At 68.3% G+C, this 16,017-nt stretch carries 17 protein-coding genes; 4 read left to right on the top strand and 13 right to left on the bottom strand.

Annotated elements, in window-relative coordinates:
- Positions 1 to 32: 32 nt before the first annotated feature.
- Entirely contained in the window at positions 33 to 653 is a 621-nt protein-coding gene (locus DMB80_RS00455; protein ID WP_046362857.1) for a carbonic anhydrase, read from the bottom strand.
- On the opposite strand from DMB80_RS00455, the gene DMB80_RS00450 reads away from it, so the two are divergent.
- Positions 652 to 1,605: an HhH-GPD family protein gene (locus DMB80_RS00450; protein WP_111508075.1), complete on the top strand. Its 954-nt coding sequence runs from the start codon at positions 652 to 654 to the stop codon at positions 1,603 to 1,605. The genes DMB80_RS00455 and DMB80_RS00450 overlap by 2 nt on opposite strands.
- On the opposite strand, the gene DMB80_RS00445 is transcribed toward DMB80_RS00450, so the two are convergent.
- Positions 1,548 to 2,528 carry a helix-turn-helix domain-containing protein gene (locus tag DMB80_RS00445; protein ID WP_111508074.1) on the bottom strand — a complete coding sequence of 327 codons (981 nt, stop codon included), beginning with the start codon at positions 2,526 to 2,528 and terminating at the stop codon, positions 1,548 to 1,550. The two genes, DMB80_RS00450 and DMB80_RS00445, sit on opposite strands and share 58 nt — an antisense overlap.
- Positions 2,529 to 2,600: 72 nt before the next feature.
- On the opposite strand from DMB80_RS00445, the gene DMB80_RS00440 reads away from it, so the two are divergent.
- Complete coding sequence (locus tag DMB80_RS00440) at positions 2,601 to 2,855, top strand: hypothetical protein (protein WP_046362854.1); 255 nt, start codon at positions 2,601 to 2,603, stop codon at positions 2,853 to 2,855.
- Here DMB80_RS00440 and DMB80_RS00435 read toward each other — a convergent pair.
- Positions 2,829 to 3,593: an alpha/beta fold hydrolase gene (locus tag DMB80_RS00435; protein WP_111508073.1), complete on the bottom strand. Its 765-nt coding sequence runs from the start codon at positions 3,591 to 3,593 to the stop codon at positions 2,829 to 2,831. The two genes, DMB80_RS00440 and DMB80_RS00435, sit on opposite strands and share 27 nt — an antisense overlap.
- Positions 3,594 to 3,633: 40 nt before the next feature.
- Here DMB80_RS00435 and mhuD point away from each other — a divergent pair, with 40 nt between their 5' ends.
- Entirely contained in the window at positions 3,634 to 3,975 is a 342-nt protein-coding gene (gene mhuD, locus DMB80_RS00430) for a mycobilin-forming heme oxygenase MhuD (protein ID WP_111508072.1), read from the top strand.
- Positions 3,950 to 5,308 carry a serine hydrolase gene (locus DMB80_RS00425; protein WP_111508071.1) on the top strand — a complete coding sequence of 453 codons (1,359 nt, stop codon included), beginning with the start codon at positions 3,950 to 3,952 and terminating at the stop codon, positions 5,306 to 5,308. Before mhuD ends, DMB80_RS00425 begins: the two co-directional genes overlap by 26 nt.
- A 12-nt stretch (positions 5,309 to 5,320) precedes the next feature.
- Here the strand turns inward: DMB80_RS00425 and DMB80_RS00420 are convergent, their stop codons facing one another.
- From DMB80_RS00420 to DMB80_RS00375, 10 genes are all read right to left on the bottom strand, one after another.
- On the bottom strand, positions 5,321 to 5,869 hold the full coding sequence (locus tag DMB80_RS00420; protein ID WP_111508070.1) for a histidine phosphatase family protein: 549 nt from the start codon (positions 5,867 to 5,869) through the stop codon (positions 5,321 to 5,323).
- On the bottom strand, positions 5,866 to 6,654 hold the full coding sequence (locus DMB80_RS00415; RefSeq protein WP_111508069.1) for a CbtA family protein: 789 nt from the start codon (positions 6,652 to 6,654) through the stop codon (positions 5,866 to 5,868). The genes DMB80_RS00420 and DMB80_RS00415 overlap by 4 nt, the downstream gene beginning before the upstream one ends.
- The gene (locus DMB80_RS00410; protein ID WP_111508068.1) at positions 6,654 to 6,869 is read right to left on the bottom strand and encodes a CbtB domain-containing protein; all 216 of its coding nucleotides are present in this window, start codon (positions 6,867 to 6,869) and stop codon (positions 6,654 to 6,656) included. The genes DMB80_RS00415 and DMB80_RS00410 overlap by 1 nt, the downstream gene beginning before the upstream one ends.
- A gap of 284 nt (positions 6,870 to 7,153) precedes the next feature.
- The gene (clpC1, locus tag DMB80_RS00405; RefSeq protein WP_046362847.1) at positions 7,154 to 9,679 is read right to left on the bottom strand and encodes an ATP-dependent protease ATP-binding subunit ClpC; all 2,526 of its coding nucleotides are present in this window, start codon (positions 9,677 to 9,679) and stop codon (positions 7,154 to 7,156) included.
- Between the two features lie 299 nt (positions 9,680 to 9,978).
- Positions 9,979 to 10,320, bottom strand: a complete 342-nt coding sequence (lsr2, locus tag DMB80_RS00400) for a histone-like nucleoid-structuring protein Lsr2 (RefSeq protein WP_111508067.1) — start codon at positions 10,318 to 10,320, stop codon at positions 9,979 to 9,981.
- Positions 10,321 to 10,415: 95 nt separating this feature from the next.
- Positions 10,416 to 11,915, bottom strand: a complete 1,500-nt coding sequence (lysS, locus tag DMB80_RS00395; protein WP_162938375.1) for a lysine--tRNA ligase — start codon at positions 11,913 to 11,915, stop codon at positions 10,416 to 10,418.
- 91 nt (positions 11,916 to 12,006) lie between these two features.
- Entirely contained in the window at positions 12,007 to 12,822 is an 816-nt protein-coding gene (locus DMB80_RS00390) for a type III pantothenate kinase (RefSeq protein WP_046362845.1), read from the bottom strand.
- Positions 12,823 to 13,764 (bottom strand): pantoate--beta-alanine ligase, encoded by a 942-nt coding sequence (gene panC, locus DMB80_RS00385; protein WP_111508065.1) that lies wholly within the window; start codon positions 13,762 to 13,764, stop codon positions 12,823 to 12,825.
- 2 nt (positions 13,765 to 13,766) lie between these two features.
- The gene (locus tag DMB80_RS00380) at positions 13,767 to 14,705 is read right to left on the bottom strand and encodes a Rossmann-like and DUF2520 domain-containing protein (protein ID WP_111508313.1); all 939 of its coding nucleotides are present in this window, start codon (positions 14,703 to 14,705) and stop codon (positions 13,767 to 13,769) included.
- An 84-nt stretch (positions 14,706 to 14,789) separates the two neighbouring features.
- Positions 14,790 to 16,007: a DUF6779 domain-containing protein gene (locus DMB80_RS00375; RefSeq protein WP_111508064.1), complete on the bottom strand. Its 1,218-nt coding sequence runs from the start codon at positions 16,005 to 16,007 to the stop codon at positions 14,790 to 14,792.
- Between the last annotated feature and the right edge of the window lie 10 nt (positions 16,008 to 16,017).

Genomic DNA, 16,017 nt, shown 5'->3' with positions numbered 1-16,017 from the left:
ACTCTGTTTGACGCCACTCGGCGTGTTGCCTTTCAGTTTTCGCCGATGTCGCCTATGTGGTCGCGCAACACCACCTGGCCGTCGGCCAGGTGATAGGTCAAACCGACGATCGCGAGCCGGCCCTCGGACACCGCATTGGAGACGATCGTCGAGCGACTCAGCAACTGCCTGCCCGTCTCGGTGACGTGCCGGGCCTCGAACTCGTCCACCCGGGTGAGGCCCTCACGACGGCCGACCAGGATCGACGGGGTGACCCGCTCCACCACGTCGCGGATGTAGCCACCGGGCAGCGAACCGTCGTCGAGCGCGGTCAACGTGGCCCCGACCGCACCACAGCTGTCGTGGCCGAGCACGACGACCAGCGGCACGTTGAGCACGGCGACCCCGTACTCGATCGAGCCGAGCACCGCGCTGTCGATGACGTGACCGGCGGTGCGGACCACGAACATGTCCCCGAGGCCCTGGTCGAAGATGATCTCGGCGGCCACGCGGCTGTCGGCGCACCCGAACACGATGGCCGTCGGCTTCTGGGCAGCGGCCAGGCTGGCGCGGTGTTCGATGCTCTGGCTCGGGTGCTCCGGCTTCCCGGCGACGAAGCGCTCGTTACCCTCTTTGAGTGCTTTCCACGCGGTCAACGGGTTCGTGTTCGGCATGGCCGTCATTCTGCCCCAGCCTGCATCGATGATCGACACGGGTGAGCTTCTCGACTGGTATGCCGAGGCGCAGCGCGACCTGCCGTGGCGGCAACCGGGGGTCTCGGCGTGGCAGATCCTGGTCAGCGAATTCATGCTGCAGCAGACCCCGGTCGCCCGAGTGGAGCCGATTTGGCGGGACTGGATCGCCCGCTGGCCCACACCGTCGGCGACCGCGGCGGCCAGCGCAGCCGACGTGCTGCGCGCCTGGGGCAAGCTGGGTTACCCGCGGCGGGCCAAGCGGCTGCACGAATGCGCGATCGTGATCGCCGCCGACCACGGCGATGTGGTCCCCGACGATGTCGACACCTTGCTCTCGCTGCCGGGAATCGGCGCCTACACCGCGCGGGCGGTGGCGTGCTTCGCCTACCGCCAGCGGGTGCCGGTGGTCGACACCAACGTGCGTCGCGTCGTCGCGCGGGCGGTGCACGGACGTGACGACGCCGCCGCGGCGTCGGTGCGCGACCTCGACGACGTGGCCTCGCTACTGCCCGACGACGAGAGGGCGCCGACGTTCTCGGTGGCGCTGATGGAACTCGGCGCGATCGTGTGCACGGCGCGCTCTCCGAAATGCGGCGTGTGCCCGCTGTCGCACTGCGCGTGGCGCTCGCTGGGCTTCCCCGCCGGCACCGGACCGGCCCGCAAGGTGCAGAAGTTCGCCGGTACGGACCGCCAAGTGCGAGGCAAGCTGCTGGATGTGTTGCGCGGCAGTGACATTCCGGTCACCCGTGCGCAGCTCGACGTGGCCTGGCTGACCGACACCGCACAGCGGGACCGGTGCCTGGGCTCGTTGCTGGTGGACGGGCTGGTGGAACAGACCGAGGACGGCAGGTTTGCTCTCGCGGGCGAAGGTGGTCAGGCCGACTCGGCGCAGTCGGATTCGGCTGCGGCAGAGGCGAATCGACGCCGATAGTCCGACGGGGTGACGCCGATGATCCGCCGGAAGTGATGGCGCAGCAGGGTGGCGTTGCCGAAGCCGGACTGCTCGGCGATGTTGTCGATGTCCAGCGTGGTCTCCTCGAGCAGCCGGCGGGCGAACAGCACACGCTGATCGGTCACCCACTGCATCGGCGTGCGGCCGGTCTCCTCGACGAACCGGCGCGCGAACGTACGACCCGACATGTGCGCCCGGCGGGCCAGCGACGTGACGGTGTGCGGTTTGTCGAGGTTGGCCAGAATCCAATCGAGGTGCGGGGCAAAGCGTTCCGAACATCGCACCGGGATCGGCTGGTCGATGTACTGGCGTTGACCGCCGTCGCGCTGCGGCGGCACCACCATGCGGCGGGCGATCTTGTTGGTGATCTCGCTGCCCATCTCGCGGCGCACCAGATGCAGGCATGCGTCGATACCCGCAGCGGTGCCTGCGCTGGTGATCAGGTTGCCGTCGTCGACGAACAGCACGTTGCGATCCACCTTGGCGGTCGGATACATGCGGGCGAGCTCGTCGGCGTGCATCCAGTGCGTCGTGCAGGGCCGCCCGTCGAGGAGGCCGGCCGCGCCTGCGACGAACGCCCCGGAGCACACGGTCACGATGATCGATCCCGAATCGGCGGCTCTGCGGATCGCCTCGAGCGCCTCGGGGAGGTAGTCACTGCCGCTGATCGCGGGGATCGCCACCAGGTCCGCTCCGACGAGATCGTCGAGCCCGTGGTCCGGGATGATCGTGGCGCCCACCGTGGTGCGCACCGGCTTGCCGGGTTCGGGTCCGCACACCTTGAAGTCGAAGTTCGGCACTCCGTCGGCGGAGCGGTCGATACCGAAGACCTCGCAGATCACGCCGAACTCGAACACCGCCAACCCGTCGAGGACCAGCGCGGTCACCGTCCGAATCGTCATGGCAGCATCTTATCGACGGATGTCGCTTCTGCCACTGGTGGCACGATCTTGCATAGGCGGAGCATTACTGCCATGAGCATCGCACTGACCTTCCTGATCCTGTCCGCCCCGTTCGCCCTGGCCGCGGCGCTGACCTGGGCGGCTCACCGCACCGGCGTGCTGCGCCTGCACCGCGACCAGTTCCGCATCGCCGCCCCATTCACGGGTCGACTGTTCGAAGACGACCGCGACCTGGGCCGAGTCGCCCACGACGTGGATGCGATCCGCACCCGCTTCGAAAGCCAACCCTCGTGGCCCAGGTCATCCGCCACCGGCGAACGTCGATAGAAACGTCTCGACGGCGTCCCGATATTTCACCGGGGCGTCGTCGTGGACGAGATGACCGGCCCCGGGCACAGTCACGTACGTCGTCTGCCGTCCGATGCGCGCCATCTGCGCCATCTGTCCGGGCGGGGTCACCGAGTCGCCGGCCTCGATCACCAGCGTCGGCACGTCGACGGAGCGCCACTGCGCCCAGTAGTCCCGCCTCCCCCATTCGGCCGCGATCTCGACCCAGCGGGCCGGCTGCCCGTGCAACCGCCAGCCGGTCGAGGTGCGGTCGAACGCCTCCAGGAAGTACCGCCCGGCCACCGGCCCGAACGCGTCGACGACCTGCGCCTCCGACTCGAACTCGACCGGCAGTGCGTACAGCCACGGCTCCCAGGCCCCGGTCGTGCGGCCCCGGAAGTCCGGCGCCATGTCCTCCACCACCAGCGCGTCGACGAGCTCAGGACGCTGTGCAGCCAGACACCACGCATGCAGACCACCCATCGAATGCCCGATCAGCACCGCCGGTTCGCCGAGCCCGGACACCGCATCAGCGAGGTCGTCGACGAAGCGCTCGGTCGAGATCGGGTGGGCGTCGGGCACGTCCCGCCCTCGGTGCCACGGCGCGTCGTAGGTGAACACCCGACCGTGACCGGCGAGCCAGGGCAGCTGCCGCGACCACGTGGAACCCCGGCCCATCAGCCCGTGCACGAGGACCAGTGGGCGCCCCGCACCGCCGTGGGCCGTGAGCAGCTCCATGGCGTCATCATGGCATCGGCGGCGCGGTAGCCTGAACGCCATGTCCGAGCAGAACGCGAACGCCACACCGGTGGTGAAGATCAACGCGATCGAGGTCCCGCCCGGCGCCGGACCGGAGCTGGAGAAGCGCTTCGCCCACCGCGCCCACGCCGTCGACAACCAGGCAGGCTTCCTCGGGTTCCAGCTGTTGCGGCCCGTCAAGGGCGAGGATCGCTACTTCGTCGTCACCCAGTGGGAGTCCGAAGAAGCGTTCCAGGCCTGGGCCAGCGGCCCCGCCATCGAGGCGCACGCCGGGGAACGCGCCAACCCCGTGTCCAAGGGCGCATCACTGCTGGAGTTCGAGGTTGTGCTCGACGTTGCAGGAACCCGCACGCAGGCGTAGGGGCGCCGGGAGACGTCGCGCGCTCACCTGCGCGACCGCGCTCGTCGCGGTCGTCGCGCTGGTGAACGGCTGCGCCGCCACCCGGCCCGCTCCAGCCGACGCCGCCTACGGCGTTCCGATCCAGATCAACACCCCGCAGGGTCTGCGCGCCAAGCAGACCATGGACATGCTCAACAGCGACTGGCCCATCGGGGAGAACGGCATCCGCACGCTGGCCGCCCCGCAGGTCGTCGAGGCCGTCGGCGTGACCATGGACCGGATGTGGTGGGACCGCCCGTTCACCGTCACCGAGGTAGACGTCGGTGCCGGCAACGCGACGCTGCACGTCCTCACGTCGTACGGCGTCTCGCAGACCATCGAACTGCGCACCGACGACGCCGGCATGGTGGATCGCTTCTCGGTCGACCTCGTGCCGCCGAAAATCACGTCCTTCCGCGACGCCGACGCCGAAATCACCAAGACGGGCGCGAAGTACTCGTATCAGGTAGCCAAGGTCGTCGATGGCCGCTGCGAGAAGGTCGCGGGCACCAACACCGAGATGTCGTTGCCGTTGGCGTCGATCTTCAAGCTCTATGTGCTTTACGCGCTCTCCGATGCGGTCAAGGCGCACACCGTGTCGTGGACCGATCCGCTGATGATCACCAAGGAGGCGAAAGCCGTCGGCTCCTCGGGCTTCGACAAGCTGCCCCCAGGCTCGACGGTGTCGGTGCGCGATGCGGCCCAGCAGATGATCTCGGCCAGTGACAACATGGCGACCGACCTGCTGATCGGTCGGCTCGGCCCGGGAGCGATCGAGCGCGCACTGGTCGCCGCCGGCCACCACGACCCGGCCAGCATGACGCCGTTCCCGACCATGCACGAGATGTTCTCGGTGGGCTGGGGCGAGCCGAACCTGCGTGAGCAGTGGAAACAGGCCAACCACGCCGGGCGCGCCCAGCTACTCCAGCAGACCAATTCGCGCCCGTACGAACCGGATCCGCAGCGCACCCACATGCCGGCGTCGGACATCGGTGCCGAGTGGTACGCCAGCGCCGCCGACATCTGCCGGCTGCACGCGGCGCTGCAACGCAACGCGACCGGCGACGCCGCGCCGGTGCACGACATCCTGTCGGCGGTGCCGGGCATCGACCTGGACCGCACCGAGTGGCCCTACATCGCGGCCAAAGCGGGCAATCTGCCCGGCGACCTGACGTTCAGCTGGTTCGCCACCGACCGCACCGGTCAGGGCTGGGTGGTCAGCATGCAGACCAACTGGTCGCAGTACCGCAGCCCGACCGCGGCGTCCTGGCTGCTGTCGATAGCGCGGCAGATGTTCGGCCTGGTCGCGCCCTGATCGGGACGTCGATCACGACCGCAGCGTCCACGCGTGCCCGCGAAAGTGCAGCACCGTGTGGCTTGCCGGCGCGATGTCGATGCGCCAGAACGACTTCGGTGGGGCGTCGAGAACCACGAGGACGGCCGCACGGATGACGGCCGGGTGGGTAGCCGCGACGACCCGGACCCGCTCGGAGGTCAGCGTGTCCAGCCACGCCCTGACCCGGGCGATCAGCGCGACGACGCTCTCGCCACCGTGAGGCGCCTGCGTGGGGTCGGTCAGCCAGATCGCGAGTTCGGCGGGCTGCACCCGGCTCAGCACGTCGCCGCGCCACCGCCCGTGATCGAGATCAGCGAGCTTCGGTTCGATCTGTGCCTGCACACCGAGCAGATCGGCGGTCTGGATGGCGCGTGCCTCCGGACCGCAGTAGGCCCGCTCGGCGGTCATGACCCCCGTCGGGGCATCAGCCACCTGCCGACGCCCGAGCGCGTTCAGCGGTTCGTCGGTGGGGAATCGTCCGGCTGCCATCGCATCGGTCATGCCGTGCGACACGAGGGTCAGCCGGACGACCTCACTCACGATGCGGTGACGACCTGCTTCCGCTCGAGCAACCGCGTCGTCAACGCCCCGAACACCAGCCCCAGCGTCGCGTACACGACCACCTGCGTACCCAGCGAGTACAGCCGGAAGTCGTAGAGCACGTCGGCCGGGAAGCCCCCGTAGAGGATCGTCCCGTCGTCGCCGACGAGCGGACCGGGGGTCTCGTCGATGGTGGGCAGCAACAGCATCACCACCGCGATCGCCGCCACGTACGCACCGGCAGCGGCCAGCGTGGCGTTCCAGACTCCCAGCCTGGCCTCGAGCCGCCGACCCAAGAGCACCGCAGCGACCAGCAGAGCAGCCGAGGCGGCCACCATCAGCAGGTAGAGCAACGTGCGCTGGGTGATCGTCTCGTCAAGGCTCAGCGCAGGCGGGCTGGCCGGATACTTCAAGAACGGCACCACGTAGAGGCACAGGAGCATGCCGCCGGCGATCGCCAGCGACAGCATCCGTGCCGAGATGTCGCCCACCCGGCCGTAGGCCACCGCGAACACCACGGCGAACAGCGCGCCGATCGCGACCGCGAACAGCAGCACGCCCAGGCCCATCCCGACGTTCATCTGGATGGCGCGGCTGAACCCGCCGCCGGCCTCACCGTGACTGTGCCCGCCATGGCTCATGGCCTCTTGGGCTTCACCGACCCCGTCCTCGTAGGCGATCGCCTTCTGGATCTGGGGTTCGACGAACAGACGCGCGAACAGGAATCCGAGCACACCGGCAGAGGCGCCGGCCAACAGGCCGCGCCCGATGATCTGGCGTTCCATCAGTGGCAGGGGAATCCGAGGAGATGGCGGGCGTCGTGCACGAACTCGTGGATGTCGGTGTTGGCACCGAACACCGACGTCGCGCCTTGGTCGAGGCCGACGAAGTACAGCACGACGAGCGCGAGGAATGCGGTCAACGACAGCCACAGCGCGGCCTTGGTGGCCGAGAAGTCGATGGCTGTCGCGCGTCCTCTGCGGGATTCACCAGTGGTCATGAGGGGTCCTTTCCGGGATGTCGCGTCCCAGTTGGTGGGTGCCGACGGCATCGGGTCTGACTGTCACAGTGGCGCGACCGTTCTGGAGTCTCACCAGATTCCGACAACCGTCGATTGCATTCGGATCATAGAGGGCGCAGCGTGGCCATGGGCGCCGACCGTGCCGCGAGTGTGCATCGCCATACGCCTCGGGCGGCGATTTGCGGATGAAACCGCACACTCGCGGGGTCCGGACACCAGAACGGGCGGCCACCCGAAGGTGACCGCCCGTTCGTCGGTTGCTTCTACTCGGCTGCGCCGGCCTGCGCCAGATCAGCCTCAGCAGGCTCGGAGCGCTTCGGCCCACCGTGGAAGGTGAACACCGCATCCTCGCCCGGACCCTCGCCGTCCCAGTTCTCGACGTCGACGGTCACGTGCTGACCGGGTCCGACCTCTTCGAAGAGGATCTTCTCCGACAGCTGGTCCTCGATCTCGCGCTGGATGGTGCGCCGCAGCGGCCGTGCACCCAGCACCGGATCGAAGCCACGCTTGGCCAGCAGGGCCTTGGCCCGATCGGTCAGCTCCATCGTCATGTCCTTGGCCCGCAACTGGTTGCCGACCCGGCCGATCATCAGGTCGACCATCTTGATGATCTCGTCCTGTGTCAGCTGGTGGAACACGATGATGTCGTCGATACGGTTCAGGAACTCCGGGCGGAAGTGTTTCTTCAGCTCGTCGTTGACCTTCTGCTTCATCCGCTCGTAGTTGTTCTCGCCACCGCCCTGGGTGAAGCCGAGGCCCACCGCCTTGGAGATGTCGGACGTTCCGAGGTTCGACGTGAAGATCAGCACGGTGTTCTTGAAGTCGACCGTGCGACCCTGACCGTCGGTGAGACGGCCGTCCTCGAGGACCTGCAGGAGGCTGTTGTAGATCTCCTGGTGGGCCTTCTCGATCTCGTCGAACAGCACCACGGAGAACGGCTTGCGGCGCACCTTCTCGGTGAGCTGGCCGCCCTCCTCGTACCCGACGTACCCCGGAGGGGCACCGAAGAGCCGCGACGCGGTGAAGCGGTCGTGGAACTCGCCCATGTCGATCTGGATGAGCGCGTCGTCCTCGCCGAACAGGAAGTTGGCCAGCGCCTTGGACAGCTCGGTCTTCCCGACGCCGGACGGACCGGCGAAGATGAACGAGCCCGACGGACGCTTGGGGTCCTTCAGACCGGCGCGCGTGCGGCGGATCGCCTTCGAGACCGCCTTGACGGCGTCCTCCTGGCCGATGATCCGCTTGTGCAGCTCGTCCTCCATGCGGAGCAGACGGGTGGTCTCCTCCTCGGTGAGCTTGAACACCGGGATACCGGTCCAGTTGCCCAGCACCTCGGCGATCTGCTCATCGTCGACCTCGGCAACCACGTCGAGATCGCCTGAGCGCCACTGCTTTTCACGCTCGGCGCGCTGCGCGACCAGCTGCTTCTCCTTGTCGCGCAGGTTCGCGGCCTTCTCGAAGTCCTGCGCGTCGATCGCGGACTCCTTCTCCCGGCGCGCATCGGCGATCTTCTCGTCGAACTCGCGCAGGTCCGGCGGCGCGGTCATCCGGCGGATACGCATCCGGGCGCCCGCCTCGTCGATCAGATCGATCGCCTTGTCCGGCAGGAAGCGGTCGTTGATGTAGCGGTCGGCCAGCGTGGCGGCCGCCGCGATCGCGCCGTCGGTGATCGAGACGCGGTGGTGCGCCTCGTAGCGGTCGCGCAGACCCTTGAGGATCTCGATGGTGTGCGCCACCGTCGGCTCCCCGACCTGCACCGGCTGGAAGCGGCGTTCCAGCGCGGCGTCCTTCTCGATGTACTTGCGGTACTCGTCGAGCGTGGTCGCGCCGATGGTCTGCAGCTCACCGCGGGCCAGCTTCGGCTTCAGGATGCTGGCCGCGTCGATCGCGCCCTCGGCGGCACCGGCTCCGACGAGCGTGTGCAGCTCGTCGATGAACAGGATGATGTCGCCGCGGGTGTTGATCTCCTTGAGCACCTTCTTCAGGCGCTCCTCGAAATCACCGCGGTAGCGGCTGCCCGCGACCAGCGAACCGAGGTCCAGCGTGTAGAGCTGCTTGTCCTTCAGCGTCTCGGGCACGTCTCCGTGCACGATCGCCTGGGCCAGCCCCTCGACGACGGCGGTCTTGCCGACGCCGGGCTCACCGATGAGGACCGGGTTGTTCTTGGTGCGGCGGCTCAGCACCTGCATGACCCGCTCGATTTCCTTCTCGCGGCCGATGACGGGATCGAGCTTGCCCTCCATCGCGGCGGCGGTCAGGTTGCGACCGAACTGGTCGAGCACGAGCGACGTCGACGGGTTGCCGGCCTCGCCGGTGCGCCCGCCGGTGCCCGCCTCGGCGGTCTCCTTGCCCTGGTAGCCGCTCAGCAGCTGGATGACCTGCTGGCGCACCCGGGTCAGTTCCGCACCGAGCTTGACCAGCACCTGGGCGGCCACACCCTCACCCTCGCGGATCAGCCCCAGCAGGATGTGCTCGGTGCCGATGTAGTTGTGGCCGAGCTGCAGCGCCTCGCGCAGGCTCAGCTCCAGCACCTTCTTGGCACGCGGGGTGAAGGGGATGTGCCCGGACGGCGCCTGCTGGCCCTGACCGATGATCTCCTCGACCTGGCTGCGCACACCCTCCAGGGAGATGCCCAGCGATTCGAGTGACTTGGCGGCCACTCCCTCACCCTCGTGAATGAGTCCCAGCAGGATGTGCTCGGTGCCGATGTAGTTGTGGTTGAGCATCCGGGCTTCTTCCTGAGCCAGGACGACAACCCGACGTGCACGGTCGGTGAATCTTTCGAACATCCGTGGTTACCTGCTCTCCATCGCATAGATGGGTGCCGCACGCAAAAGACGTGCCCGCACCTGCCGTCCACTGTAATGGGCGGCGGCTTCAGGTGCCCCGCCTGTCGGCCCGTTCCCGGTCGGTTCCGGGGTCTGTTCTCCATGGGCTTAACGGCGGGTGACGGCCTGACGCTGTCCAGTGCAACGCCGCGGCGGGCGGAATCGTTTCGAGCGAGCAGGGTCGGCGGCTACGCCGACAGCGAACGAACCGGCCGGGATGGGCCCGGCAACGGCCTGCGCCATTGCCGGGCAGAAGGATGCTAGGTGGCCTCGTGGAACGCGTCGATGACGTCGGCCGGGATGCGACCCCGGGTGGACACGTTGTGGCCGTTGCGGCGCGCCCATTCCCTGATCGCGGCACTCTGCTCGCGGTCGATGGCGGCGCGGCCCCGGCCGGTGGCGGCCGCTCGGCCGCGGCGACGGCCACCGACCCGACGGCCCGCCTCGGCCCACTTGTTCAGATCATTGCGGAGTTTGGCGGCGTTCTTGGCCGACAAATCGATCTCGTAAGTCACTCCGTCGAGACCGAATTCGACGGTCTCGTCAGCGGCGCCTTCACCGTCGAAATCATCGACAAGAGTGACGGTGACCTTTTTCGCCATGGCCCAATGCCCTTCTCTGCCCCGCTACTCGTCTGACCCCGAACCCCGGCATCAATGTGCCATAAATGCGCTTTTCATTCAACAACGCACAGATGCTATGTGTGACGCCGAACAATGGGGAACAAAACTGTGTCGCGAATGGACAACCCGGTCAGCGCCATCAACAAGCGATCCACGCCCATTCCCGTCCCCGTCGTCGGGGGCATTCCGTACTCCAACGCGGCGAGAAAATCCTCGTCGAGCAGCATGGCCTCGTCATCGCCTGCGGCGGCCGCCCGGGCTTGGGCCTCGAATCGCTCGCGCTGGATGACCGGGTCGATCAATTCGGAGTATCCGGTGGCCAACTCGATATGCCGCACGTAGAGATCCCATTTCTCGGTGACGCCCTCGATGCTGCGGTGCGCGCGGGTCAACGGCGTGGTCTCCACCGGGAAATCGCGGACGAAAGTGGGCGCCCACAACGTGTTACCGACCACGTGCTCCCACAGTTCCTCGACCAATTTCCCGTGTCCGTAACCGCGGTCGCGCGGAATTTCCACACCGAGCCGGTCGGCGATCTGCCACAATTGTTGCGCACTCGTCGCGGGCGTGATCTCTTCACCGAGGCCCTCCGACAATGAGGGATACATCGCAATCGAGTCCCATTCACCGTCTAGGTCATAGATGCTGCCGTCCGGCAATGTCACCTGCCGCGTACCTATCGCCTCGTCGGCGACTTCTTGAATGAGTTCGCGCGTGACGGTCGCAGAATCGTCGTAAGTGCCGTACGCCTGATATGTCTCGAGCATCGCGAACTCGGGAGAATGCGTGGAATCGGCGCCTTCGTTTCGGAACACCCGATTCAACTCGAAAACCTTGTCCAATCCGCCCACCACACACCGTTTGAGAAAAAGCTCCGGCGCAATCCGCAGATACAGATCGGAATCGAGGGCGTTGGAGTGTGTGACGAACGGCCGCGCGGCGGCGCCACCGGCCAGAGTCTGCAGAATCGGCGTCTCCACTTCCAGGAAGCCGCGCCGCTCCAGCGCCGAGCGCACGGCGCGCACGACCGCGACGCGCTGCCGGGCGACGGTGCGGGCCTCCGGGCGCACGATCAGGTCGACGTACCGCTGCCTGACCCGCGATTCCTCGCTCATCTCCTTGTGGGCCACCGGCAACGGGCGCAGTGACTTGGAGGCGATTTGCCACGAGTCCGCCAGCACAGACAACTCTCCGCGCCGCGAACTGATCACCTCACCGTGGACGAACACGATGTCGCCGAGGTCGACGTCGGCCTTCCACGCGTCCAGGGATTCCTGCCCGACCTGGTTCAGGCTGATCATCGCCTGCAGCTGGGTGCCGTCGCCGTCCTGCAGCGTCGCGAAGCACAGCTTGCCGGAGTTACGGGCGAAGATGACCCGGCCCGACACCCCGACGAACTGGCCCGTCGTCTCGTCGGCGGCCAGCTCGGGGAAGGCGGCGCGCACCTCGGCGAGGCTGTGTGTGCGGGGGACCTCGACGGGATAGGGCTCCCGGCCCTCGTCGAGCAGCTTCTGACGCTTGGCCTGACGGATCCGGAACTGCTCGGGGATGTCCTCCGAAATGTCACTGGAAATGTCACGGTCGGAGTCGGCGCTGCCGGATTCGTCGGTCACGACGTGCCAGCTTAAATGACCAGCCCAGCAGGTCCGAAGTCGCTCACAGCGGCTAGCGGGCGCCCTTGGGCTTGCTGCGCTGGCCGTCGCGGTTGCGCTCGAACACCAGGCGCAGCCCGTCCAGCGTCAGATGACGGTCGTAGTGCTGCACGGTCGTGAGATCGGCGAGCACCAGCGGCGCGCCGTGTCCGGTCGCGACCACCGCGACGTCGTCGCCGCCGAAGCCGTCGACGTCCGAGCGCACCCGGCTGACCAGACCGTCGACCAGACCGGCAAACCCGAACACCGCGCCCGCCTGCATGCATTCGACGGTGTTCTTGCCGATCACCGACCGCGGCCGGGTCAGCTCCACCCGACGCAACGCCGCCGAGCGGGCGGCCGCCGCGTCAGAGGACACCTGCACACCGGGGGCGATCGCGCCGCCCAGGAACTCGCCCTTGGCCGACACCACATCCACGCAGATCGACGACCCGAAATCGACCACGATCGCGGCGGTACCGAACTTCTGATACGCCGCAAGGCAATTGACGATCCGGTCGGCGCCCACCTCTTTGGGATTGTCGACCAGCAGCGGGATACCGGTGCGCACCCCGGGCTCGATCAGCACATGAGGCACCGCGGGCCAGTACTGCTCCAGCATCACGCGGACCTCGTGCAGCACCGACGGCACCGTGGACAGGCCCGCTGCGCCGGTGAGCCGCTCGGCGTCGTCGCCGATCAGACCGTCGATGGTGAGCGCGAGTTCATCGGCGGTCACCTCGGATTCGGTGCGAATACGCCAGTGCGACACCACCTTCGCGTGATCGCCGACCCCCGAGATCAACCCGACGACGGTGTGGGTGTTACGAACGTCGATGACGAGCAGCACTCAGTTTCTCCAAGGCAGTTCGTGGCTCTCACCACTCGGGGTGCGCGGATGACCGTCGATGCCGGCGCTGGCGCCGACGTCGATCGCGATGTTGTCGAGCAACCGGGTGGTTCCCAGCCTGGCTGCCACCAGCATTCGCGCCGGACCCTCGACGGGTGCGGGGCCCAGCATCGGGTCGCGCACCTCGAGGTAGTCGACCTCCAGCGCGGGCACCTCGTCGAGCACGGCCCGGGCCGCATCCAGCGCGGCGGGCACCCCGGTGGCCGCGGCGTACATACCGGCCAGCAGCGCGGCCGAGAGCGCGCCGGCCTGCTCCCGCTGAACGGCATCGAGATAGCGGTTGCGCGACGACATGGCCAGACCGTCAGCTTCCCGCACGATCGGCACCCCCTGGATCTGCACGCCCAGATCGAGGTCGGTGACCATCTGCCGGATCAGCGTCAATTGCTGATAGTCCTTCTCGCCGAAGTACGCCCGGTCAGGCCGAACGATGTTGAACAACTTGGCGACGACGGTCAGCACACCGGCGAAATGTGTTGTCCGCGCGGCACCTTCGAGCTCAGCGCCCAGCGGCCCCGGCACCACGGTGGTGCGCTGGCCCTGCGGGTACATGTCGGCAGCCGTCGGGGTGTAGGCGATCTCCACCCCTTCGGCGCGCAGCGCGTCGAGGTCGTCGGCCAGCGTGCGGGGATAGGCGTCGAGGTCCTCGCCGACGCCGAACTGCAAGGGATTGACGAAGATCGAGACCACGACCACCGCGCCCGGCACGCGCTTGGCGGTGCGGATCAGCGTCAGATGACCCTCGTGCAGCGCCCCCATCGTGGGGACGAGCATGACGCGGCGCCCGGTGGTCCGCAGCGCGCGGGTCACGTCGGACACCTCCTGCGGGCGCGTGTAGACGTTGAGTTCGCCCGCCGCGAATTTCAGTTTCCCCGTGTTCATCGTCACTCGGCCTCCGCCAGTACCTCGAAGACGGCGCGGGGTGCGTCCGCTCGCTGCGCCGTCCGGTGGGAATTCGTTCGATATGCCTGCGCCAGAGCAGGATTGACCTCTTCGAAAGCGTGCAGGTGGCCAGCCACCGCGGCGGCGTCCCCGCGGGCCACCGGCCCCGTCAGCGCACGCTGACCCGCCCGCAATGCGTTGTCCACCGACGCCCGCACCAACGGACCCATGATCCGTTCGGCCAGCCCTCCCGGGGCGTCGGCCACGATGTCCTGGCCGAGCAGCTCCTGACCGGACAGCGCAGCCCGCAACGCCTCCAGTGCATCGAGCACGACGGTGACGACGTGGTTGCTGCCGTGCGCGAGCGCCGCGTGATAGAGCGTGCGGGCGTCTTCACGCACCCGGAACGGCTCGCCTCCCACTTCGAGAACCAGCGACTGGGCGATCGCATAACCGATCTCGTCGGCGGCGGTGATCCCGAAACACGTGCCGCGCAACCGATCCACGTCCTCGTCGGTGCCGGCGAACGTCATCGCCGGATGGATCGCCAACGTGATGCAGCCGCGCTCGGCCAGTGGCGCCAGGATGCCGATGCCGTTGGCCCCGGACGTGTGCGCGACGATCGTGTTGGGCCGCACCGCGCCGGTGGCCGCGAGCCCGGCGACGAGCTCGGCCAGCGCAGCATCGGGAACGGCCAACAGGAGCAACTCGGCGCGCGCGGCGACCTCGTCGACCGCCAGTACCGGGGTGTCCGGCAGCCAGCGGGCCGCCCGTGCCCGGGACGCGCGCGACACCGCGCTGCACCCGGCGACCACGTGCTCGGCCCGTTCCAGCGCCGCACCCAGCGCGGCCCCCACTTTGCCCGCCGAGACGACGCCGACGGTCAGCCGAGCGGGGCGGAGTCCGTCGTGAGGAGCCCCACCGATCGGGGGCTGGACCATCGCCACCATCGCCCTCGCTGATTCTCTGTCGGTCCGGTCCCGCGAGCGGGTACCGGTCGCGCACAGCCTAACCCAGCGAGAAAATCAGTCCTCGCGGCGGCGGCGCCCGCCACCACCCGACGGGCTCGCCTGCAACCGCGCCAGCAGTTCGGCCACCGACTGACCACCGGTGTGCGCGCCGCCGTCCTCGTCGTCGGGCGCGGCGGGGGTCTCCTCGGCGGGCGGCTCCGGCTCCGGCTCCGATGCCGACGAGTGCTTGCCCCGAGGCGGCCCGGGCGCCTCGGTCGTCTCCGGAGCGCGTCGACGCCCCACGTATTCGGACTCGGCGTCACGCTCCGGCTCCGGGGTCGGCTCGGGCTCCGGGCGTGGCGGCGGAGGGGCCGGCCGTGGCGACGGCGGTGGCGAGGACCAGTGCGAACCGGGTTGGCCCGCAGGGATGAAACGGCCTTCGGCAGGTGCCGGCTGCCAGGAACCCGCCGAGCTGCGAGTGTCCGCCGGGCGAGGCGGTGGCGGCGGGCTCTGTGGTGCCGTCTGCGGTGGCAACCACGGCACCTGCGGCGGAGTGTGAGGGGTCGCAGGCGTGGGTGTCGGACTCCACGGCCCGGTCGGCGCCCCGGCGCGCCGGTGCGCACCACCTGCCGGCTCGGCCGGCTCGCGCACCTGAGGCCAGCTGTCGTCCGGGTGGGGCTCGGCGGGCACGTCGATGATCGGGCTCTCCTCGGTGTCCGGGGAGTGCTCGTCACTGTCGACCGCCATGGCGGCGCGGCGCGCGTCGGCGTCCTCGGTGTCGATGCGGCTGCTGCTGACCCGTCCGGCCGAGGGCAACGACGGCGCCGCGGCCCGATCGCGCTCCAGCGCCGGGCGCTCCGACAGGTCGGCGTCGAACAGGTACTCCAGATTCGCCCGCAGCGCAGCCAACTCGGCACGTAGCGCAGCCACCTCGTCGGCCGACTGGGCCTTCAGTTCACTCGCCAATTCGCGGCGCAGATGGCTCTCGACGGTCAGTTCGTACTCGCGGCGCGCCGAGATCTCACGCTCCAGTTGCAGGTCGTACACCAGCTTCAGATCCCGCACCTTGGCCTGGTCGCTGTCACTCTGTCTGCGATAGATCACCGACACGAATGCCGCGACCACCGCCGCCCACAGCGCGAGGATCACAGCAAGCTTGAGCAACTCGACGCGATCGGTGAAAACCAGGGCAGAACTGGCCGCAATGGCCAGCACCAGCAACGCCGACATCAAGATCCAGCCGGGCCGCCGACCGCCCCGACGCATCCTGGCGCCGCGGGTCGGATCGGTCATGGGGCGACTG

The sequence above is a fragment of the Mycobacterium kyogaense genome (assembly GCF_003254575.1).
Classification (GTDB): Bacteria; Actinomycetota; Actinomycetes; order Mycobacteriales; family Mycobacteriaceae; genus Mycobacterium; species Mycobacterium kyogaense.
The sequence above is the reverse complement of the archived record's forward strand: the minus strand, read 5'-3'. Positions and strand labels throughout refer to the sequence as shown.

What these genes read in the sequence shown, in the direction of transcription:
- DMB80_RS00450 (WP_111508075.1), top strand. Translation starts at nt 652, where the DNA reads ATGGCCGTCATTCTGCCCCAGCCTGCATCGATGATCGACACGGGTGAG.
- DMB80_RS00410 (WP_111508068.1), bottom strand. Translation starts at nt 6,869, where the DNA reads ATGACCACTGGTGAATCCCGCAGAGGACGCGCGACAGCCATCGACTTC.
- DMB80_RS00380 (WP_111508313.1), bottom strand. Translation starts at nt 14,705, where the DNA reads ATGGTCCAGCCCCCGATCGGTGGGGCTCCTCACGACGGACTCCGCCCC.
- DMB80_RS00445 (WP_111508074.1), bottom strand. Translation starts at nt 2,528, where the DNA reads ATGACGATTCGGACGGTGACCGCGCTGGTCCTCGACGGGTTGGCGGTG.
- DMB80_RS00435 (WP_111508073.1), bottom strand. Translation starts at nt 3,593, where the DNA reads ATGGAGCTGCTCACGGCCCACGGCGGTGCGGGGCGCCCACTGGTCCTC.
- clpC1 (WP_046362847.1), bottom strand. Translation starts at nt 9,679, where the DNA reads ATGTTCGAAAGATTCACCGACCGTGCACGTCGGGTTGTCGTCCTGGCT.
- lsr2 (WP_111508067.1), bottom strand. Translation starts at nt 10,320, where the DNA reads ATGGCGAAAAAGGTCACCGTCACTCTTGTCGATGATTTCGACGGTGAA.
- DMB80_RS00415 (WP_111508069.1), bottom strand. Translation starts at nt 6,654, where the DNA reads ATGGAACGCCAGATCATCGGGCGCGGCCTGTTGGCCGGCGCCTCTGCC.
- DMB80_RS00455 (WP_046362857.1), bottom strand. Translation starts at nt 653, where the DNA reads ATGCCGAACACGAACCCGTTGACCGCGTGGAAAGCACTCAAAGAGGGT.
- DMB80_RS00440 (WP_046362854.1), top strand. Translation starts at nt 2,601, where the DNA reads ATGAGCATCGCACTGACCTTCCTGATCCTGTCCGCCCCGTTCGCCCTG.
- panC (WP_111508065.1), bottom strand. Translation starts at nt 13,764, where the DNA reads ATGAACACGGGGAAACTGAAATTCGCGGCGGGCGAACTCAACGTCTAC.
- DMB80_RS00375 (WP_111508064.1), bottom strand. Translation starts at nt 16,007, where the DNA reads ATGACCGATCCGACCCGCGGCGCCAGGATGCGTCGGGGCGGTCGGCGG.
- mhuD (WP_111508072.1), top strand. Translation starts at nt 3,634, where the DNA reads ATGTCCGAGCAGAACGCGAACGCCACACCGGTGGTGAAGATCAACGCG.